This is a genomic window from Flavobacterium poyangense (assembly GCF_011751075.1).
GTDB lineage: Bacteria > Bacteroidota > Bacteroidia > Flavobacteriales > Flavobacteriaceae > Flavobacterium > Flavobacterium poyangense.
Genome location: NZ_JAALLN010000001.1, coordinates 988,806 through 1,009,071 on the forward strand (window position 1 = coordinate 988,806; position 20,266 = coordinate 1,009,071).

Consider the following 20,266-nt stretch of genomic DNA (forward strand, 5'->3'; position numbering starts at 1 on the left):
TTATTCGTCTCTAAGTGCTACAATAGGTTTAATTTTGGCGGCTCTGTACGCCGGAAAAAAACCGGCCATTGCTCCCGCAAATACAAGTAAAACCAAGGTGGTCAGTGCCACCGTAAAATCAACTTCAGGATTTTGAAAATATTCGCTTTGCACCATTGGCCCAACAAATTCCAATAATAACAAACTTGCCAGCAGGCCAACAAAACCGGCTATTGTAGTAATAAAAATAGATTCATGAAGGATCATCGAAATAATAGAAAACGGTGACGCGCCTAGTGCTTTTCTGATCCCTATTTCTTTTGTTCTCTCTTTTACAATAATCAGCATAATATTACTTACACCTACCACTCCGGCTACAATTGTACATATCCCTACCCACCAGAAGAACAATCTGATGTACAGATTTAAGTCATAAAACTGCTTGGCGTCTTTTACCGAGTTGTAAACACCAACACCTCCGTCATCATCAGGGGCTACTACATTTTTACTTTTCAATAAATCTTTTAAATCCTTTGTGAATTTTTCTGATTGCGCTAAAGCTTCATCGTAATCTTTTGTTTTGTTTAAAGTAAAAAACAAATTGCTTATTTTATCTCCGGCTCCAAAGGCTCTTTGTACTGTAGTTTTAGGCAAATAAACTCTGGTTTCTTCTCGTTCTCCTCCCGGATCTGTAAATACTCCGATTACTTTAAAATTAATTTTATTAACCTGTATTTGTTCTCCAAGGGCTTCTTTGTCTTTAAACAAATCGGTTTTTAATTTCATTCCTATAACCGCAACCTTCTCATTGTTAGCCAGGTCTTTACTGTTTACATACCTGCCTTCTACAACGGTTAGGTTTTCTATTATCGAATAATCAGGATCTACTCCACGATATTGATAACTTCCTGACTCTTTTCCGTATGAAATGGTAGCGCCCCAAACATTATAAGTAGAGGCTCTACTATCTAATTTATCCTCAAATTTCTGAACAGATTGTGAATAATCGCTATTTCTAAACTGAATTTGTCTTCCGGGATTTAATCCTTTATACTCTTTTGTTGTAGTTCCTGACCAAACTTCAATAATCCCCGCAGCGTCACGCTCAAACTGTTTTTCAATTCCATTCTGAAGTCCTTTTCCGGCACCAAGTAAAATCACTAAAATAAAAATTCCTGAGGCTACAGAAACTCCTGTTAGAAAAGTTCTTAACTTGTTTTTGGAAATGGCGTCAAATATTTCGTGCCAACGTTCAATATTAAACATAAGATGTAGCTCTAACTTGTTCTACCATTTTATCATCGATAATTAATCCGTCTTTCAGGACTACATTTCTTTTGCACATGGCGGCAATGTCCGGCTCATGGGTTACAATCAGGATCGTTTTACCCTCATCGTTAATTCCCTGAATAAGTTCCATTACTTCATACGAAGTTTTGGTATCTAAAGCTCCTGTTGGCTCATCTGCCAGCAAAACTTTAGGGTTTGAGGCTAACGCTCTTGCAATAGCTACACGTTGTTTTTGTCCTCCTGAAAGTTCATTTGGCAAGTGATGCGAATGCGATCCTAAACCCACTTTCTCGAGATATTTCATCGCAATATCATAACGTTCTTTTCTTTTTACTCCCTGATAATACAAGGGCATAGCAACGTTATCAAGTGCCGATTTATAATTGATTAAATTGAAAGATTGAAAAACAAATCCTAAAAACTTATTTCGATATCGGGAAGCTATCGTCTCGTTCAGTTTTTTTATTGGGGTTTTATCTAAAATATAACTTCCGGAATCTGCCTCATCCAAAATTCCTAAAATGTTAAGGAGTGTAGATTTTCCGGAGCCCGAAGACCCCATAATAGCAACCAATTCACCTTCTGCAATATTAAAATTAATTCCTTTTAACACATGCAATTCTGAACTTCCCATCTTATAGGATTTGTGCAAATCTTTGATTTCAATCATGGTGGTATTGTTAAATTTTAAAACAATAATAACATTTTTATTAAGCCGATTATGATAACAAAACGTTAATAATTATGCCTTACTATTCCAATAAGACTCCTTTTACTATCAATTGTTACACTTTTTTAAGATAATATAATTGTTTTCTTAATTTTGTATTATCTTAAATAGTATTACCAATGAAGTTTCTTTCAATTCTCTCTTTGTTCACAGTACTTAATGTACTTGTTGGCTGCTCCACTACTCAAAAATTAGAAACTTTAAAACCGGAGCCGGACGATGCCAGTCCTTTAGTTTATGAAAGTAATCCGTCGTTTATCAACTTACCGATTACGGTAAAACTTCGTGATATCGAAAACCAGACTAACGCTCTTCTAAATGGGTTAATTTATGAAGACAACAATATAGAAGACGACGATATTGAAATGAAAATATGGAAACTGGCACCTATTAAAATTCAGAATGACCCGGCGAATCCGGATAAAAAAATAAAAACCATTCTGCCCCTAAAAGCGACTGTCAAATACAGAATCGGTACTAAAAAACTGGGTGTTGCACTTTATGACATTCGTGAATTTAATCTGAATGGTGTAATCACCCTATCGAGTGAGGTTGCTTTAACCAACTGGAAGCTGAACACCAAAACAGAATTTAAATCCCTGGATTGGAACGAGAGTCCGACCATGATGGTTTTTGGAAAGAGTTTACCTATTACGTATCTAATAAATCCGGCAGTCTCTATTTTTAAATCAAAAATTGAGAAAAGCATAGACGATGCTATCGAAAAATCTATGGATTTTAAACCAAACGTTTTGTCTGCTTTAGAAAAAATCTGTACCCCTTTTCAGATGAGTGATACTTACGAAAGCTGGTTGCGCATTGTTCCACTCGAAGCTTATGCTACAAACGCGAAACTTAAAAACGATCAGTTTTTACTGGATATGGGTATGAAATGCAATATGGAAACCATTGTTGGCAAACAACCCGAATCAAAGTTTAGCGCCAACAAGATTGTATTGAAACCGGTTGCTAAAATTCCAAATCAAATTTCGGCTAATATTGCCGCTATTTCGACTTATACTGATGCCTCTAAAATCATGACCAAAAATTTTGCAGGTCAGGAATTTGGAACCGGAAGCAAAAAAATCACCGTAAAAAATGTTGCCATCTGGCATAAAAATGAAAAAATGGTAATTGCACTGGATGTTCTGGGATCTATCAACGGAACAATCTACCTGAATGGTTTTCCGCAATACAACCCACAAACCAAAGAAATCTATTTTGACAAACTGGATTACGTCCTGGACACCAAAAGTAAATTAATACGTACAGCAAGCTGGCTTGCTCAGGGATATATTCTAAGAAAAATGGAAGAAAGTTGTCGTTATTCTATTCAACCCAATCTCGATGAAGGTAAAAAAAGCATGGCAGCTTATCTTAAAAACTACTCGCCTATGCCCGGAGTATTTGTAAATGGAAAAATGGAAGACATACAGTTTGATAAAATTCAATTAACTAATCAGGCAATTATAGCCTTTATCAAAATAAATGGCACCGTAAATGTCTCGGTTGACGGATTGAAATAAAAGCAAAAAAAAAGCAGAATGATTATTCTGCTTTTTTCTTTTTAGATTGATACATTTTGTAAATTAGAACTCCTAATATCACTACTAACAGATAAGGAATCACCATCAGGAAAACGATCCCGTCATTTACTGCCTCTGCTTTCTTTATATTAGAATCACCTGACAAAGCAGCACGACACATAGCGCATTGCGCATTGGCCGAAATTCCAATTAAAAAAATACAAATTCCAAAAACAAAACTTTGGAATTTGGAGTTTGATCTGTATTTATTTTTAATATACATAATATGGAGATATCATTAAGTAAACCACTACACCGGTTACTGCAACATATAACCAAAGCGGAAATGTTATTTTAGCAATCTTTTTATGTTTGTCAAAACGTTTTGCCAAAGCTCTTACGTAGGTAATTAACACCAATGGGATAATGGCAATAGACAATAAAATATGCGTAACTAAAATAAAGAAATACACATAACGTATTGTTCCTTCTCCACCAAATTTAGTAGAATCAGAAGTCATATGATAAGCGACATACATCACCAAAAAAGCGACAGACAATGCAATTGCAAAGGTCATTAACCCCTTGTGCAGCTTTTGATTTCCGTTTTTAATGGCAAATACCGCCAAAACCAAAACAATCGCTGTAATACCGTTTGTTGTAGCATAAATTGGAGGCAAAAATGAAAGCGGCTCTACATCTACACCAAAATCTTTTAACTTAACTCCAAACAAAATAGCGACTACAAGCGGAATTATAATTGAAACTGCAATAATTAATTTATTGTATTTTTCTTCTAATGAACGTTCTTTCATTTTTATTCTTCTAATAATATTTTAATGTCTTCCTGAATGTCTCTAACTCCTTTTTTATCTAATCCGTCATAATACAAAATTGGATTCCCGAAATCGTCTTTACGACAACGAATATTTCCGTTTTTATCAATCAAGGCAAACAGTCCGGAATGCTCAAAACCACCGTTCACTTTCGCATTTTCGCCTGCATAAAGATTGAAACCTTTGTTAGACAAATCCATAATGGTTGCTTTCTCTCCGGTCAGGAAATTCCAATTAGACGATTTTACGCCTAATAGCTTAGCATGATCTTTTAAAACCTGTGGAGTATCATGACTTGGATCTATTGTAATTGAAACGATTCCGAAATTAGGATTTCCAAAAAAAGTCTTCTCGATTTCAAGCATGCTTAAATTCATCTTTGGACAAATAGAAGGACAGGTTGTAAAGAAGAACTCTAATACATACACTTTTCCTTTGTAAGACTCATTTGAGATTTTTTTATTCTCCTGATTCGTCAATTCGAATTTAGGTGCCGGTCCAATGGTCAGTAACTTTGCCTCTGACTTTGAATTTTTCGAACCCACATTATCCAAACGGTTTCCCTTTACAATTTCTCCATTTGTTACTCTGTCTACAATTTTTGGCACAGCGTAAATTCCAAAGATTAAAACAATAAACGAAATTCCGATATATGATTTATTTTTAAACATTATGATTGAAATTTAAAGTTGTTTAGTGGCATTGTGATTCTTTTTAAGCGCTGCACGGTATTCATACAAGATAATTTTAAAATCATCTAACATCTCGTTACTCAATTCAGACGGGTGAAAAGTATCGTATCCTTCTTTATAATCTTTCTCGTCTTTTCTGCCTCTTAAATTTCTTTCTTTATCTATAATATAAACATTCGAAGTCCCTAACTTATCGTCCAGCTTTCCTTTTAAATTTAACTGTTTATAAAAAGTATTAATTTCGTCCGGTGAAGCAAAAACAAAGTTCCATCCTGAAACATCAGTAAATGGCTTAAGAGCATCTAAAACCTTTTGCGCTTCTACCTCTGTACCTGTTGGACACAGCACTACAAACTGAAGGTCTTCGAAACCGTGGTAACGTTTGTAAATTTTTTCATTTAGATTAAAATAATTCCCGCGATTCTCTAAAATAGCTGTCCCTGAAAAACCTAAAACGGTTATCTTTTTGTTGAGAGAAACTTTTTTACCGTCTAACGATTTCCAATTCCCAAAATCAGCAATTTTTGGTGTTATTACGGGAAGAGTAGTGAAGCTGTTTACGCCCGAGGCAAAAAATAAATAGGCGACAATTGGCAAAATAAAAAGCGAAAAGAGAACTATATTTTTTTTCATTATTTCAGTAGAAGTTATTGAGGTACAAAAATAAAAAAAGCTCCGTTAAACGGAGCCTCTTTTCGAATTAATATCATGTTAAAAATTCCATTTAATAGTAGAATCTTTAAAAACCCCATAAATATAATGTCCTTCTGTAAGTAAAATAAACAATAGATATAAAACAAGGAAAATAACCGGTGATACAACAGACCATCTAAAGCTGCTTTTTTCACCTTCCATGTGCATAAACGCCCATACAATGTAATATGCTTTGAATATGGTTAGGATATAAAATATCCAGTTCAATAAATTCAAGCCTACAAAATGAGTGAATTCAAGAAATCCGGGTTTGTAAATCCCTAAAACTACCTCTACAGTAGTTACTATAGACAACAATATAAAAACAAACCAGATTCTTTTTGTATTTGATACGTGCTCGTGTGACATAATAATTAAAATCTAAAATTAAACTAAGTAGAAAACTGTAAATACAAATACCCAAACTAAATCGACAAAGTGCCAGTATAAACCAACTTTCTCTACCATTTCGTAGCTTTTTCTTTTCTCGTAAGTCCCTAACAATACATTAAAGAAGATAATGATATTGATAATAACTCCAGAGAATACGTGGAATCCGTGGAATCCTGTAATAAAGAAAAAGAAATCAGCAAACAATTTACTTCCGTATTCATTTCTAGTCAGGTTAGCCCCTTCTACTACATATTTTGCAGTACTTAAACGAGTCTCAGATTCGGCTCTGCTTAAAACTGTTTTTTTCTTTTTCTCCGTCAATTGTTCGGTTCTTACCAACAATTCAGGGTGCGCTTTAAAACCTGCTTGTACTTCAGCAACAGTAAAGCTTGGCTGAGTTTCGGCATCTTCCATGAACCAAGAAGTTTTGCTTCTTGTAAGGGCTTCTCTTTGTTCCGGTAATTTAACCGCAAAGTCAGCTAAAGCTACTCTTTTACCATCTTTATCAACAAACTGCAACAAACTTCCTCCTGCTGTTTCAATAGCACCATATTCCCCTTTAATGAAGTTTTTCCATTCCCAGGCTTGAGAACCAACGAAAATAAAACCTCCAATAATAGTTAAGAACATATAGATTGCAACTTTTGTTTTTTTCAATTGATGACCTGCATCAACCGCTAACACCATAGTTACAGATGAGAAAATCAAAATAAAAGTCATTAAGGCCACATAATACATCGGAGCCGAAACACCATGCATAAATGGAAAGTGAGTAAACACTTCATCAGCCAAAGGCCAGGTTTCAATAAATTTAAATCTTGAAAAACCATAAGCAGCAAGGAATCCGGAGAATGTCAAGGCATCTGACACGATAAAAAACCACATCATCATTTTACCATAACTTGCTCCTAATGGCTGGATGTCTCCGCCTCCCCAAGTTTTTTCGTCGTTATTTGCAGTAGTAACTGTCGCTTTCATAAAAGATATTCGTTAAAAAGTTCCCAAATTTACGTTTTTTTCTTATTTAAAGAAATATAAAAATAAAAATAATAATACCCACAATAAATCCAAAAAGTGCCAATACATCGCACCTAGTTCTATACCAAGAGTTTGAGTCGCATTGTATTTTTGTTTAAAATGATTATAAATTATAATTAAAAGTGAAATCAACCCTCCGGCCAAGTGCAATAAGTGTGTAACGGTTACTACATAAAGAAAAGTTGTAGTAATTGAACTACCCTGTCCCGTAAAATAATACCCTCTTTCTACAATTTGTGCAAATCCCTCAAATTGCAAAATCACAAACAAAACACCCAACACTAATGTTGTTAAAAGAAAAGCTGTTGTTGCACTTCTATTGCCTTTTTGAATGGCTTTTTTAGCCAGATAAAAAGTAACACTGCAACCAATAATTACAGCAGTACTGAAATAAAATGCGATCGGTAATTGAAAATCCTTCAACCAGTCCGGTCTTGATTTACTTACTACAAAGGCACTTGTAAGTCCGGCAAACATCATTGTCATACTTACCATTGCGAACAACAAAATCAATTTTGCCGACTTTGATTTTCTTTCTTGTTCTTCACTTATTTTCATTGTCATTTCCATAACTATCTTAAAAATTTATCTACTATATATATAATCTGCAATAATGAAATATACGAAACACTAACCAGCATTAATGTTCTTGCTGCTTTCGCTGTTCGCAATTTATACAGTCGTACCGCATAAAACAGCATCCATAATCCTAATAAGAAAACCAAAATCGCCGCAACAGGCGTAATAAACAACTGTCCTGTAAAGCCTAAACAAGGCAACAATGAAGCTATTATCAGCCAAACGGTATACAACATGGTTTGCATAGCAGTTCCTTTATCTTTTCTGCCTGTTGGCAACATAAAGATTCCTGCTTTTTCATAATCCTCATACAAGAACCATCCAATAGCCCAAAAATGAGGGAATTGCCAGAAAAACTGAATCAAAAACAAGGTTCCGGCTTCTATACCAAACTCTCCACTGGCAGCAACCCATCCTAGCATAAAAGGAATTGCTCCCGGAAAAGCCCCTACAAAAACAGATAATGGTGTTACCGTCTTTAAAGGCGTATAGACACTGGTGTATAAAAATATAGAGATCGCAGCAAACATAGCCGATTTTGCATTAATACTATAAAGCAACGCAATTCCGACAATTGTTAATAAACTTGCCACAATCAAAGCCATTTTTGGAGACATACGCCCTGAAGGAACGGGACGGTTTTTTGTTCGATCCATTAAAGAATCTATATCTTTTTCGATTACCTGATTGAAAGCATTTGAAGCTCCAACCATACAATATCCTCCAATAGACAAAATAATAAGAACACTCCATTTAAAAGGATGTTCATCATTAACACCTAACAAATATCCCGCAATAGAAGAAAACAAAACACTAATCGCCAAACCTGCTTTAGTGATTTCTTTGAAATCGAGAAACAATGATTTAAATGAAAATGTGTTTTTAGTAGCGTTCAATACGATAAAAGTTTTGAATGTTTTTTTTTGAGTGGTGCAAAGGTACAAATTGATTATAGAATCAAGACCTATTAAATTATATTTTTTTTCAATAAAACCTTTACAAAATAAGGACTTGCAGATTTTTAACACAATCTTTTTGAAAAATCTTATTAAAAACACACATTTTCTGTGAAGGAGGTTCAAAGGTGCAAAGGCTCAAAGGAGCAAAGGTTCTGGGCGGTGAGTTTTTTTTTGCCACGAATTTCGCAAATTCCCACGAACTGTTTTGTTTTGGTCTGAATTCAATCGTTGAGTAGTACTATTACTAAATGAATAATCAGGCTTAGATTCGTCGTTTTACTATGCGAAAGAAATGTGTTTCTCTTTTACATTCTTTTTTTCACAAACAAAAGCTATGTTTCTATGTGTTAGAATATAATTTGCACAAATTTCACACAACTGTTTAAACCACTGAAAATCTACATTTAAAAACAAAACTTAGAATCTTAGAGACTTAGAATCTTACCCCTTCCCTACTAGTAATCAAAATACCAGTTAAAGATATCAGAACGCAATCCTACAGTAAACCAGGTAGTACTTTGTTTGAACGTTGTTGCTGTTTCTTGTGTCGGATCAAAATTTCTGTAAATAAAGCTTCCGAAGAGTTTTAAGTTAGACATCGGATTAATTAAATAACCTCCTTGTATATCGGCAATAAAAATATCGGTTTTATTACCCTGACCTACTTTTACTCCTTTATCATACGGGCGTTTTTCGTCGTAACTCTTGTAAATATCACCTCCGTAATTAAAACTGTCTGTAGCGGTATTAAAATCCAGACCACGTTTTCCAACGGTTAGTTTTGCATCGGCAAAATAACGTCCTTTATGGTAACGTGCGATTGCTACTAATTCCTCAAAATTTCCTCCCCATTGATGCCCCATACTTTGGTTATTGTGACCATAGTTGGTAATAACAGCACTATGAGAATACACATACGGACGCACATGATTGTATTCTACCTGCAACAACAGATCTTTTACTTTGAAGGCATTAAAGTACTTCGCTCCTATCTGATATCCTATTTTATTTTTCCAACTGTTATCTCCTCCTTTTATATCTCCGAATGAAAATTCATCAATCAAAAGCTGAGCGTATAAATTAAACTCATTGCTCCATTTGTATTTGGAAGATAGTCCCAAAAGCGCATTCCCACTTTTTGAAGAAGAAGTAAATTCTACCGTACGGTAAAAAATAATCGGGTTGATGAAATTAACATCAAATCCTCTGTTGTTACTGTCGGTCCAGACTACAGACTCAAAGAAACCTAAATTTAACTTATTTGAAACATTCCAACTTAAATAATGATTCGCCATAAATTTTGTTGCATAGGTTTTTTCAACCGTAACATCCGGGCGAACATCTTTTAACCACATGTACGTATTGGTATATTTGATCTTCCAGAAAGTGGTATTGATTTTAAAGTACGGATACGGACTTGGTCCGTCACTTTCTAACAAAGAACGATATCCATCACCAATAAAATTTCTGCCATACCCCAATTGCAAATCGAAAAATTTACTTGGAGCAAACGTAATATTAGCTTCCGCTAAAGGAAAATCGTACGAATCTGTTTTAAATCGTTTTGCAATTCCAACTCCGGGAACAATAGCCGGATTTCCTCCTGAAGGTTTTATAGACTCAGCATAATCATTAAAATAACCTGCAAATCGGCCCTGACTTTCAAAAATTGTGGTTGTAAAATTAATTTGCTTTCCAAGACCACCTCTAAAATTCAAAGCACGTGTATTCACATAAGTCGAAGGATCAATATCTGAAGCCTTACCCACTTGCAAATCAAGAATAGGGTTTAATGCCAGCCAATAATCTTCTCCCTGAATTTGTACTAAATTCTCATTCCAGAATTTTCTTCCTAACCAGGTCGATGTCTTTTTCTGAAGCGATTCGTTAACCGCTTTCAGGTTGTAATATTTAGTAACCTCACTGTAGGTATACGGTTTAGAGGCCGTATGATTGTTACTTCCAACCTGATTCATTGCTCCGTCAAATTGTGCGTAGTAGCTATGCGAAAACGGAATATTTAAATGACTGCTAAACTCCGGATTGTTGTATTTTTTATAGACAATACTATCCAATTCAGTCATTGGTTTTTCTACCGGTTTTAAAATCTGAGCTGCCGCCAAAGCTTCTTCTGCAATCTGATCAGCACTTTTTAATGGTATACCGATTACAATTGTATATTTTGAATAGGTAGGTTTTCCGTTATATGTAGAAGGTTTTATTTTAGGAAACTTCCCAAAAACACGTTTTGCTTCTTGCGATAATGCTTCATTTAATGCATTTACATAAATTACTTTGAACTCTCCTTTTTCATCTACTTCAAAAAGAACTCTCACTTCTCCTTTATACTGAGATTGTTTTAAATCCTGAGGAACTTCAAAATTATGAAAGACAAAATCCTGAACTTCTTTATAAAAACAGTTCTCCAGTTTTTTAGATTGCAAATTTTCACAATTCGGAAAAACAGGAAATTGCTCTGATGCAAAACCGGAAGTAATAGAAGAATTTGGATTTTCCTGCGAAAAAGCAAACAAGACGGTTAATGTAAAAACGAAGGTTAAGAAAATCTTGCTCACGTAAATTTGGGTTTTCATTTAATATTGATTTGAGGTCTTCTCTCCATTGGCAATTGCTTTTGCCGCCGAAGTTCCGATACGTTTAACTCCTAAACGAATCATTTCTATTGCTTCATCATACGATCGCACTCCACCGGCAGCTTTTACCGATAAAGGCGATGCATTTTCCAGCATCATAATAACCGTTGGAACAGTAGCACCATTTGGCAAATCGTCTTTGGTTTTAAAAAAACCGGTAGATGATTTTACAAAAACTGCATTATAATTTTCTTCTTTAAAATTGGAGATAATCACATTTTTTATCAAAGCCGAAAGCTGAATAATCTCTTTATCATTTAAAGCTGCAACTTCAATAATCCATTTTACGGTTTTATTGTGCGCCAGTCCAACTTGTGTTCCAAGTAAAATTTCTTCTTTTACCAGCGCAATATCACCATTTTTAAAAGCTTCATAATTACAGACAAAATCCAAATCGTCTGCACCGTTTGCTATTGCTTCGTTTGCTTCTTTAATTTTTGTACTTATATCCGATTTGCCTTCCGGAAAATCAATTACAGTACCAACAAGCAAAGTCGAATTGGCTTTTAGAATCATTTCGTTAGCCAGACTCACATGTTCAGGACGGATCATAATGAGTTTAAATCCTTCTACAATTGCCTCGTTAACGGCCTTTTTGACCACAGCAAGATTTGCTACTTCAGAAAGCCCTGCTTGCGAAGCTGTTTTTAAGTAAGTGGAATCTAAATAATGCTTGACGTTCATGATTTTGTGAATTATAACCGGGAACAAAAATACGTTTAAAATTCAGAAAAAAAACACTCTTATCAGCACTTCATTTGTGGGCAATAAAAAACCCACCGAAGTGGGTATTTATTCTTATATTTTATCGATTTGCTTCTTTAAAGCTATAGCTGTAAAAATTGCGGTTGTACCTCCAATTGTATTTGCTAAAACATCTGCTACATCCGACGCTCTGGTGGTCGTAAAAACACTTTGCAAAATTTCGATTGTAATTCCGAAGAAAACGGAGAATATAAACGAAATCAGATACGCTTTAAAATCGTCTGTACTTTTTCCTTTTAATTCTTTTTTGAAAAATAAAATCCAGGAAATTGTAAATCCGAAATGAAAACAAAAATGTACTACTTTATCAATATTTGGAAAACTAACAGCAGGAATATTACTTGAATCTGTCAAACAGAAATAGGTGATAATTCCTGAACAAATAATTGCCCAGCAAAGTAATATTTGTTTAGGCACCGATTAGTTTTTTATAATCATCAGCACTTAACAACGAATCAATTTCTGATGCATTGGCAATTTCTAATTTGATCATCCATCCATCACCGTAAGGATCATCATTAACTGTTTCCGGAGCACTTTCTAATTCTTCATTAAAAGCAATGATTTTTCCGCTTAAAGGCAAGAACAAATCAGAAACTGTTTTTACTGCTTCAACTGTTCCAAAAACCTCGTCTCTATCCAGTGTCTGATCTAAAGTTTCTACTTCAACATACACGATGTCACCTAGCTCCTTTTGAGCAAAATGTGTAATTCCTACAGTTGCAACATTGCCTTCAATGCTAACCCATTCGTGATCTTTTGTGTACTTTAAATTTGTTGGTATGCTCATAATAGTTGTGTTTAAAAAATTGATATTTGATTATCTAGCCACAAATGTAATAATCTTCTAATAAAATCTACTTTAGAAATTCAAAATTAATTTCCGAAATTATATCGCAATGTAAATCCGGAGCGAATATTTGTTAATGGAAATGATGTTGAAATTACAGCCTTAGAAAACGAGTGATCGTAATAAAATATAGCCGTTAAGTTTTTACTGAACGAATAATCTGCTGTTAGTTTTAATGACCAGATATTTTGCCCTGCAGCCAGCTGATTGTTGTCATAATCTAAATAACGTACCAATGTTTCGTTATTACGTAAAGAGAAATCCGCTTTTATATTGATATCACTTTTAATAATTCCTGTCGGGCTGTCTGCCAGTCTTGACGAGATAATAACATCTTTGAAGCGATATCCTAAACCTATAATATATTCCATTCCCTTCACCTCAGTCAATAAATTATTATCAAAACTCATTGACAATGCTCTGTCTTTTTTGATTTCCGTAAGTACTCTCAGCGAACTTTTCAATTCGAAATCTACCCGAATAAGCGGACTAAACTGCTCTACCAAATTGACATTTGACATCACGGTTTTATTGTAAAAATTGAAATTTACATCTTTATTATCCGCTCCCGTTTTTTGATAATAATCAAAGTTCGATCGGAATTGATTAATCGTATAAGAAGCACGGTAATTGTGCTGTAAAGAAAAACGCTTAAATGCATTTTTAAAGAACTTATAGCGCATTAATCCGTTGTATTTTACACTCCAGTTCGGAATCGGAAAACTTCTGAAAATATCAGTAGACGCACCTTGCGCATTTTTCCCGGAATAAGCCGCAAGGAAAGAAGGCAACAATACCGCCTGATTGCTCTTCCCGAAACCTATCGGATACCCTACATTTGAGGAATAGATATCTCTTTTCCTTTTCTCAGTATCTTTAGTAGGATCAGGGTCAGTCGGAGGTCCGGGAATCGGATTATTAATATCTCCATATCTCGGGATCGGGTTTCCTGCTCCATAATAGTCTTCTGCCAGTCTATTGGCAATTATCAGACGATTGTTTCTGAAATCATCAAATGCAGCAGATTGCTTCTCGTTACTTGTAGAAAAAGAAGTTCCGATCAATACCGTTGAAATCGAGAACATACCATAGCTATAGCGTGACAAAGGCCTATACTCTCCGTCTTCACTTACACTATATTGTTCAGAACTGTTCTGAGAATACGATCTGTCCATTGCCAGATCAATCTTTAAATCAGGGAATAAATCTACATTGGCCGTCACTTTTAACAGTGTATTGGTTACTTGCGTAAAATTCTGATTGAAGTCCTGATACTTGGTAAGCCATCCATTTTTAGCCGCTTCATAACGCACATCATCCTGGCTACCAAAAACAAATCCTAATGTTGGCCTTGAAGTTCCGAAGAAACCAACGCTTGGCGTATATCCCGGTAAAACGGTTCCACTATTTTTAGTGTAATTGACCTGAATGTTTTTAACACTTGTCAATACCCCAATCAACCCATCATAAAATGGACTGCCACCGGAAACTGTTTTCGGTACATTTACAATTTTCTCTCCCGGTTTCGGCGGTGCTGCCGTTTTAGGTTTTACCGGTTTTTTACCTCCCGGCGTCAAGCCAACGTATTTGTACAACAGACCCATATTAAATGTTGTTGTCAACGTATTGGAGTTCGCATTTTGAATAGTATTTCCTAGATCATAAGTTAACCCATCAGCTGCTTCATATTTTGAAAAAGCCTCTGAAGAGCGTTGCCAACTGTAATCACCCGTATAAGAATAAGTTGCTTTTATAAAACTTAAGGCCGGAATTTTATTGATCGGAATTTCATAATTCAGCACCAATTGTTGTACATGCTGATTTGGCGTTCCGATATCTAAATAATCATCCCAGATTGTAAAATCTTCCTTAGGTGAATTATCATCGTTTAGGAAGTTTCTAACAATATTATTAGAGGCGGCTGTATAGTTCAACTTCAATGATTTTGTCAAATTATACCCGAAACCATATTGATAATTGAAAGCAAAATTTCTTCTGTAAAGCGGTCTTAGTCCAATCCCCTCTACTTCAACTTGTCTAAATTGCTGACGGTTACTTTGTCTTAAAATATTAGTATTGAAGGTAACATTGGAAGGCAGGTAATTAAAATTAAAATCACTTAACATTTTCCAATAATCACTTTTTTTCATGAACTGTGTCTTCTTAAAAGGAACTACTTCTTTGGGCTGAAACGTATAGGCATAATTTACCGCAGTACTTGATTGCTCGTCCTGATAGTCTTCAATTTCATAATCGTGACGTTCGACCTGATTGTAGGATTGCGAAAAGGTAAAATTCTCCACATCGTACACATGTGGTTTCTGCTCCGGAGCTCTGTCTTTTCTAACCCCAATAAAGTTAATACTTCTTCGTTTTGTATAATCAACAGCACGGGTTCTGATATTCTCTTTTTCAGCCTGATTCGTTGTTTCTCTTAACAACTGCTTCAATTTTATATCCTGATTAAACGGATCGTATTCCGGTGTAATTACTTCTTCTCCGATCGCATAATTAAAAGGCAAATTGATTCCCCATTTAGGAGGCAATAACTTCCCAAGATTTAAATTGGTTACAATGTTGTACTGTTGAATGTCTTCACGGTCTCTTTCATTGGCTCCTTGTTCAAGAGCTCCGAAACCAATCGTACTTTTACGTCCGGTAGCAGAAATGGTGGCAAAATCGGCCATATTAGTATCGATACTTAATACAGCTGCCATCCCTCCTTTATTTTCCAGATCGGCCATACGAAGTTCATTAAACCACACCTCACCTTTTATATCTTTATGATCGGCCGCACTTTTTACTCCGACCATTAAAGTTCGAATCAAACCAAAATTAGGATTTCCTTTTATTCCTAATCTTAGTCTGCTGTTACCGTCACCCCCCTCTACTGATATATCGTCATCAGGATAATAAACACCATTAATATCTCTTTTATCCGAATTAATATCCAGAGGCATCGCCTTAATTTTCATACGGGTCAATAACTCCAATGCCAAATCAATATTGTTATCATCATACCAGACATCCTCCGGGCTTACCGCGCAAGAACCGGCCGGTCTTGTTACTTTTAAAGGAATTTCGACTTGATAATAATTCTGCGTAAAGTCATTACCAAAACGAAGAAAACCGACCATTTCACCATCTTCCAACACATCATTTGGCAATGCTTCGGTATGCAAAAACATTTTCATTTTTTTGTACTGACGCATGTCAACACTTACATTTTTAAAAACAGCTCTTGAATCTCTAAACTGCAATCCACCACCCGAAACACGTAAAGCAAGTGATTGCTCATTTTGATTAATAACTGTATTATTATTGTACAACTGCTCTCTTCGCACTCCCGGAGGAATAACATAGTTAACAGGGCATTTTGTATTATTCTCCTGAACATTGACAGCCAAAACATCAAAATCGGTATTATCATCATCCGGATTTGGATCAGTTGCATCTAATGTTCCGGTATACCTTCTCCATTCTCCTCTTACTAAATCTAAAGCTCCGAAACGTACTGTCATCTGATCGTTAAAACCGGTCATAAACATACGCATGAATCGAATTGATCTGAAATCTGTAATATTTCCTATTGTATTCTGAGGCTGAGAAACCGGAATTTTAAACTGAATCCATCTTGCATTAGTGGTACTTCCATTTGGCAATTCGGCATTGCTTACTTCGCGAATATCTGTAATATAGTTTTGTCCTACCTGCATTCCGGGTTTAACATCAATACTATATTCATAATACGCATTGATGGTATTCATCGTATTGTCACGATTAATATCTTCGACATCCGGCAGTGTTGTAGATCCTCTATTCGGATCATTGATACTAACAGGTGAATTCCCTTCAAGACCATTATAATCTCTGTAACGTTCCTTAACACCACCTTCTCTGTTTAAATAATACGTATAGTTATCTGCAGCAGGATCCGCTTCTCCGGCGAAATTAGTATAAACCTCACTTTCTCTTGCATCCGAGATACCATCTAAACCAACGTCCTGATTTCTACGATTCCCTTCATTGGTATCAAAGGCATAAATTAAAGACTGTGATGCAGGAACCTCACCCCACAGTGCACGTGGTTTAACCATTATTTGATCCGGGCCCAATCCGTTTTCATATTGTTTCCTTCCGTCTTTTAAAACATCTTCAGAAACCTCTCCTAAGTTAAAATAGATTTTTCCTGTATTATTTCCTTGGGCCTGACCTGCTCCTACGTAAGGATCGAGTACCCAAAATTGAATATACTCCACATTCCCCTGCTCAAAATTCGTTGAATTTATCGCACGCATAATACCTCCAAAATTAGAGGCAGCCGGTTCTGTATTGAAATTTCGATTGTTGTTATACGGACCTCTTTCTGACGGATAATAACTTAAGTCAAGTGTATTAACCACCTGTATCTGACCCTGGGCTATATCGGTATTTGGATACAACTCTCTGCTATAAATTCTTCTTGTGGTATTGAGCGACAAATCATCGTTTGAAATACCGGATGGTTTGGAAGAGTAAAACACAGGATCAATTGTATACCATGATAATTTTGCTCTTTTTGACCCATACTCTAAAGTATTTGACTTGGCGAAAAAAGGATCGTTTGCTTCTGAATTTACAAATGGTGTTGATGCCAGACTCCATGCATAAGCCGAACGCATGTCAATAGTAGATTGCGAACCTTCAAAATCATCTATATAAATGGTTGGCTCTCCCTCAAAATCACTGGCTTTCGGAGCATCAGGTTTTAAAAAAGCAATTTCACCACGGATCGAAAGATTCGAAGGAACATCGGTATCGATATTAGGTAATTTATTTACCAATCTGGTAAAGAAAGGAACTTCTGTTGAATAATTTCCATTAAACCCAAAAATCGTGTTATTTACAGATTCCTGACCATAACTTGATTTTTGTGTAAAGGGTCTTTCTGTCATCTTTAAGAAAGTCCCCCCAACCACAAATTTATCCGAAATTTTGTGCTCAACATTCAACCCCATAAATCTTCGGGTCTGTTGCCCAAAAATAGAATTGTTTTCTAACGAAACCTGAATAGGTGTATTGGATGCCTGAAGTGAAGGATCTAAAATCTGAACTCTTCCTAATTGATAATCGACACTGTAATCAATACCCTCTACCAAGACTCTTCCACCGGCTGTTACCACAACAGAACCTTGCGGCACATTAAACGCTCCGATCGGAATACCGTTATTTCCCGTAGATTTGTATTTACCTCTTAATAAAAATTTATTTTTATCGGCATCCTGCAAAGCTCCTGACTGGGTATTTCTATACATGTTTCTAAACACGTATTTCTTTTGGTTGTCATTATAAGTCCCCGGATTATTATAATCTTCTCCCGCGGCACCCTTTAATTTCTGAAACAAAAGTTCTCCAAAAGGTTCTTTAGTTGTAAAAATAATTCGTCCGTTTTGAGAATCAACTGTTATCCCCGGTATATAATCGAAAAAACCATCCCCGCCTTTTTGAGGATCATTATTATAATTTAACTGATCAATATCAAAAACATTTAGTAACGGCGTTTTGGTAATATAATAATTAGCGGGATTTGGGTTAGGTCCTTGATCATCCGGAAAATGAGTTCCGGTCACCGGGCTAATATAATTTATAGGAGACGGGTCTGTATAAAGAATATTTAATCTGAAATCATCTTGTTTTATTTGATACGCCTGAGGAATCTGATAAACGTTTTTCATCATCAAATTCCAAACCGGATTTTTTACGTTTGTCAAACTGCTTTTCAGCATTTTTAAGATCAAACTCTGTGTAATAATGGTCTGATTAGGAGTGTTATTTCCTGTAACAAGCGTACCATCTCCTCCATCACTACCAAATTCCCCTACACGGTATATTTTATCTCCAACTGTATATTCATAAGCAACGGCTAAAATTTCATCATTGGCCAAACGCTGTTGCAAAGAGATATATCCTAATTGTGCATTAAAAGTATATTCATTTGAGGTTAGTTTTCGGGCATTTTCCAATACCGAATAATCTCTCCCTTCCTTAGCATCTACCCGTGGATCAAACCCTTTCTCTACTGTTGCAATTTCCCTGATAGTCTGATTCAGAAAACCTCCGCTACCTATAGTCGCGGGATCGAATTTGTTGTTGGTGTTACTACTTGGTTTATCTATACTACCGGGAATAAAAAAATCTGTAGTACTTCCTATTACCACCACTTCATTATCCGGAATCCCGGTAATTTGTGCTTCTCCCAAATCCTGAAGTGCCACAACATTACGCAGGTTGTTATTGGTTGTACTTACCCTGTTTTGTTTATTGGTTACCCAAACTTCAAGTCTTGTAATCTGAACACGACTGTCAATAAAGGGGTATTTTTTTAAAGACGCATCGTATTTATTTCTAAAATATTGAGATAAAAAGAAGTGTCTGTCATTATCATAATCTAAAGCATACAAATCAAAGTTCTGAACTGTACCGCCACCTTCTGCAACTATACTCTTTGTTTGTGACTTTTGTTCTGAGAAAACTCCTGTAATAGTAGTCTTCCCAAACTGCAGTTGTGCTTTTACCCCAAATAAACTTTGGGCTCCCCTGATTAAAGTACTGTTAAGTGGCATGCTAACGTTACCTACTTCAATTTTCTGAACAATATCGTCCTCAGAAGGGGTATAAGCGAGTTTGAATAAATTCTGGAAAGCAAATGTAGATTGCGTATCATAATTCGCATTTACCTCTAATCGGGTTCCCACTTTCCCCATTAAACTCATACTTATCCTCTGATCAAAATCAAAGGTTAGGTTAGATCGGTTTCTTGGCGAAAAAGAAGGATTGTCTTGTTTGGTATAACGAATCCCTAAGTCCATCTCAACTGATCCTGTGGGCTTTACATCGATGGTATTACTACCGAAAATACTCTCGAAAAGACTCGAATTAATATAATATCGCGGTAGCAAATCCTTTTTAGCGGCTTCACTTCCTGATTTTTTACCATCAATAGCATCTGCTTTTTTTCTGAAATAATCTCTTCTGGATTCTTTCAGTACTAAAGCTTCGTACTCTTTTGGTGTTAAGACAATTGGATAATTGATAGAAAAACCATCTACCGATTTGGTATAAATGTATCGGTCTGTAATGGGATCATATTTATAAGCCGAAAGTATACTGGGTGGATTTTCCAACTCTAATTTCCCAACAGAAAACTGAGTTTTAGTTGTATCTTGAACTGCTGGATTTACTTGCGCCCGCAAAACATTACCGCAAAATAAAACCAGTAAAAAAATACAAATTTTACGCATAC

At 35.6% G+C, this 20,266-nt stretch carries 16 protein-coding genes; 1 reads left to right on the forward strand and 15 read right to left on the reverse strand.

Annotated features, from left to right (window positions below; translation table 11 throughout):
- Entirely contained in the window at window positions 1-1,245 is a 1,245-nt protein-coding gene (locus G3A47_RS04055; RefSeq protein WP_166920651.1) for an ABC transporter permease, read from the reverse strand.
- On the reverse strand, window positions 1,238-1,939 hold the full coding sequence (locus G3A47_RS04060; protein WP_166920653.1) for an ABC transporter ATP-binding protein: 702 nt from the start codon (window positions 1,937-1,939) through the stop codon (window positions 1,238-1,240). Before G3A47_RS04060 ends, G3A47_RS04055 begins: the two co-directional genes overlap by 8 nt.
- 179 nt (window positions 1,940-2,118) lie before the next feature.
- Here G3A47_RS04060 and G3A47_RS04065 point away from each other — a divergent pair, with 179 nt between their 5' ends.
- Window positions 2,119-3,525 (forward strand): DUF4403 family protein, encoded by a 1,407-nt coding sequence (locus G3A47_RS04065; RefSeq protein ID WP_166920656.1) that lies wholly within the window; start codon window positions 2,119-2,121, stop codon window positions 3,523-3,525.
- Between the two features lie 22 nt (window positions 3,526-3,547).
- Here G3A47_RS04065 and G3A47_RS04070 read toward each other — a convergent pair whose 3' ends face one another.
- The 13 genes from G3A47_RS04070 to sov all read right to left on the reverse strand — a co-directional run bounded on the left by G3A47_RS04070 (window position 3,548) and on the right by sov (window position 20,264).
- Window positions 3,548-3,808 carry a hypothetical protein gene (locus tag G3A47_RS04070; protein ID WP_166920658.1) on the reverse strand — a complete coding sequence of 87 codons (261 nt, stop codon included), beginning with the start codon at window positions 3,806-3,808 and terminating at the stop codon, window positions 3,548-3,550.
- Window positions 3,798-4,340 (reverse strand): DUF420 domain-containing protein, encoded by a 543-nt coding sequence (locus G3A47_RS04075; RefSeq protein WP_166920660.1) that lies wholly within the window; start codon window positions 4,338-4,340, stop codon window positions 3,798-3,800. Before G3A47_RS04075 ends, G3A47_RS04070 begins: the two co-directional genes overlap by 11 nt.
- A 2-nt stretch (window positions 4,341-4,342) precedes the next feature.
- Entirely contained in the window at window positions 4,343-5,032 is a 690-nt protein-coding gene (locus G3A47_RS04080; protein WP_166920662.1) for an SCO family protein, read from the reverse strand.
- A gap of 12 nt (window positions 5,033-5,044) precedes the next feature.
- Window positions 5,045-5,686 (reverse strand): hypothetical protein, encoded by a 642-nt coding sequence (locus G3A47_RS04085; RefSeq protein WP_166920664.1) that lies wholly within the window; start codon window positions 5,684-5,686, stop codon window positions 5,045-5,047.
- Between the two features lie 78 nt (window positions 5,687-5,764).
- On the reverse strand, window positions 5,765-6,115 hold the full coding sequence (locus G3A47_RS04090) for a cytochrome C oxidase subunit IV family protein (protein ID WP_166920666.1): 351 nt from the start codon (window positions 6,113-6,115) through the stop codon (window positions 5,765-5,767).
- A gap of 18 nt (window positions 6,116-6,133) precedes the next feature.
- Complete coding sequence (locus tag G3A47_RS04095) at window positions 6,134-7,117, reverse strand: cytochrome c oxidase subunit 3 (RefSeq protein WP_166920668.1); 984 nt, start codon at window positions 7,115-7,117, stop codon at window positions 6,134-6,136.
- A gap of 42 nt (window positions 7,118-7,159) precedes the next feature.
- Window positions 7,160-7,747 carry a cytochrome c oxidase subunit 3 gene (locus G3A47_RS04100; protein WP_166920670.1) on the reverse strand — a complete coding sequence of 196 codons (588 nt, stop codon included), beginning with the start codon at window positions 7,745-7,747 and terminating at the stop codon, window positions 7,160-7,162.
- 2 nt (window positions 7,748-7,749) lie between these two features.
- On the reverse strand, window positions 7,750-8,652 hold the full coding sequence (gene cyoE / locus G3A47_RS04105) for a heme o synthase (protein ID WP_166920672.1): 903 nt from the start codon (window positions 8,650-8,652) through the stop codon (window positions 7,750-7,752).
- 518 nt (window positions 8,653-9,170) lie between these two features.
- On the reverse strand, window positions 9,171-11,309 hold the full coding sequence (locus tag G3A47_RS04110) for an energy transducer TonB (RefSeq protein ID WP_243860376.1): 2,139 nt from the start codon (window positions 11,307-11,309) through the stop codon (window positions 9,171-9,173).
- On the reverse strand, window positions 11,310-12,053 hold the full coding sequence (deoC, locus tag G3A47_RS04115; RefSeq protein WP_166920674.1) for a deoxyribose-phosphate aldolase: 744 nt from the start codon (window positions 12,051-12,053) through the stop codon (window positions 11,310-11,312).
- 114 nt (window positions 12,054-12,167) lie between these two features.
- Window positions 12,168-12,551 carry a VanZ family protein gene (locus G3A47_RS04120; RefSeq protein WP_166920676.1) on the reverse strand — a complete coding sequence of 128 codons (384 nt, stop codon included), beginning with the start codon at window positions 12,549-12,551 and terminating at the stop codon, window positions 12,168-12,170.
- Window positions 12,544-12,924: a glycine cleavage system protein GcvH gene (gene gcvH, locus G3A47_RS04125; protein ID WP_166920678.1), complete on the reverse strand. Its 381-nt coding sequence runs from the start codon at window positions 12,922-12,924 to the stop codon at window positions 12,544-12,546. The genes G3A47_RS04120 and gcvH overlap by 8 nt, the downstream gene beginning before the upstream one ends.
- A gap of 86 nt (window positions 12,925-13,010) precedes the next feature.
- Window positions 13,011-20,264, reverse strand: a complete 7,254-nt coding sequence (gene sov / locus G3A47_RS04130) for a T9SS outer membrane translocon Sov/SprA (RefSeq protein WP_166920679.1) — start codon at window positions 20,262-20,264, stop codon at window positions 13,011-13,013.
- Between the last annotated feature and the right edge of the window lie 2 nt (window positions 20,265-20,266).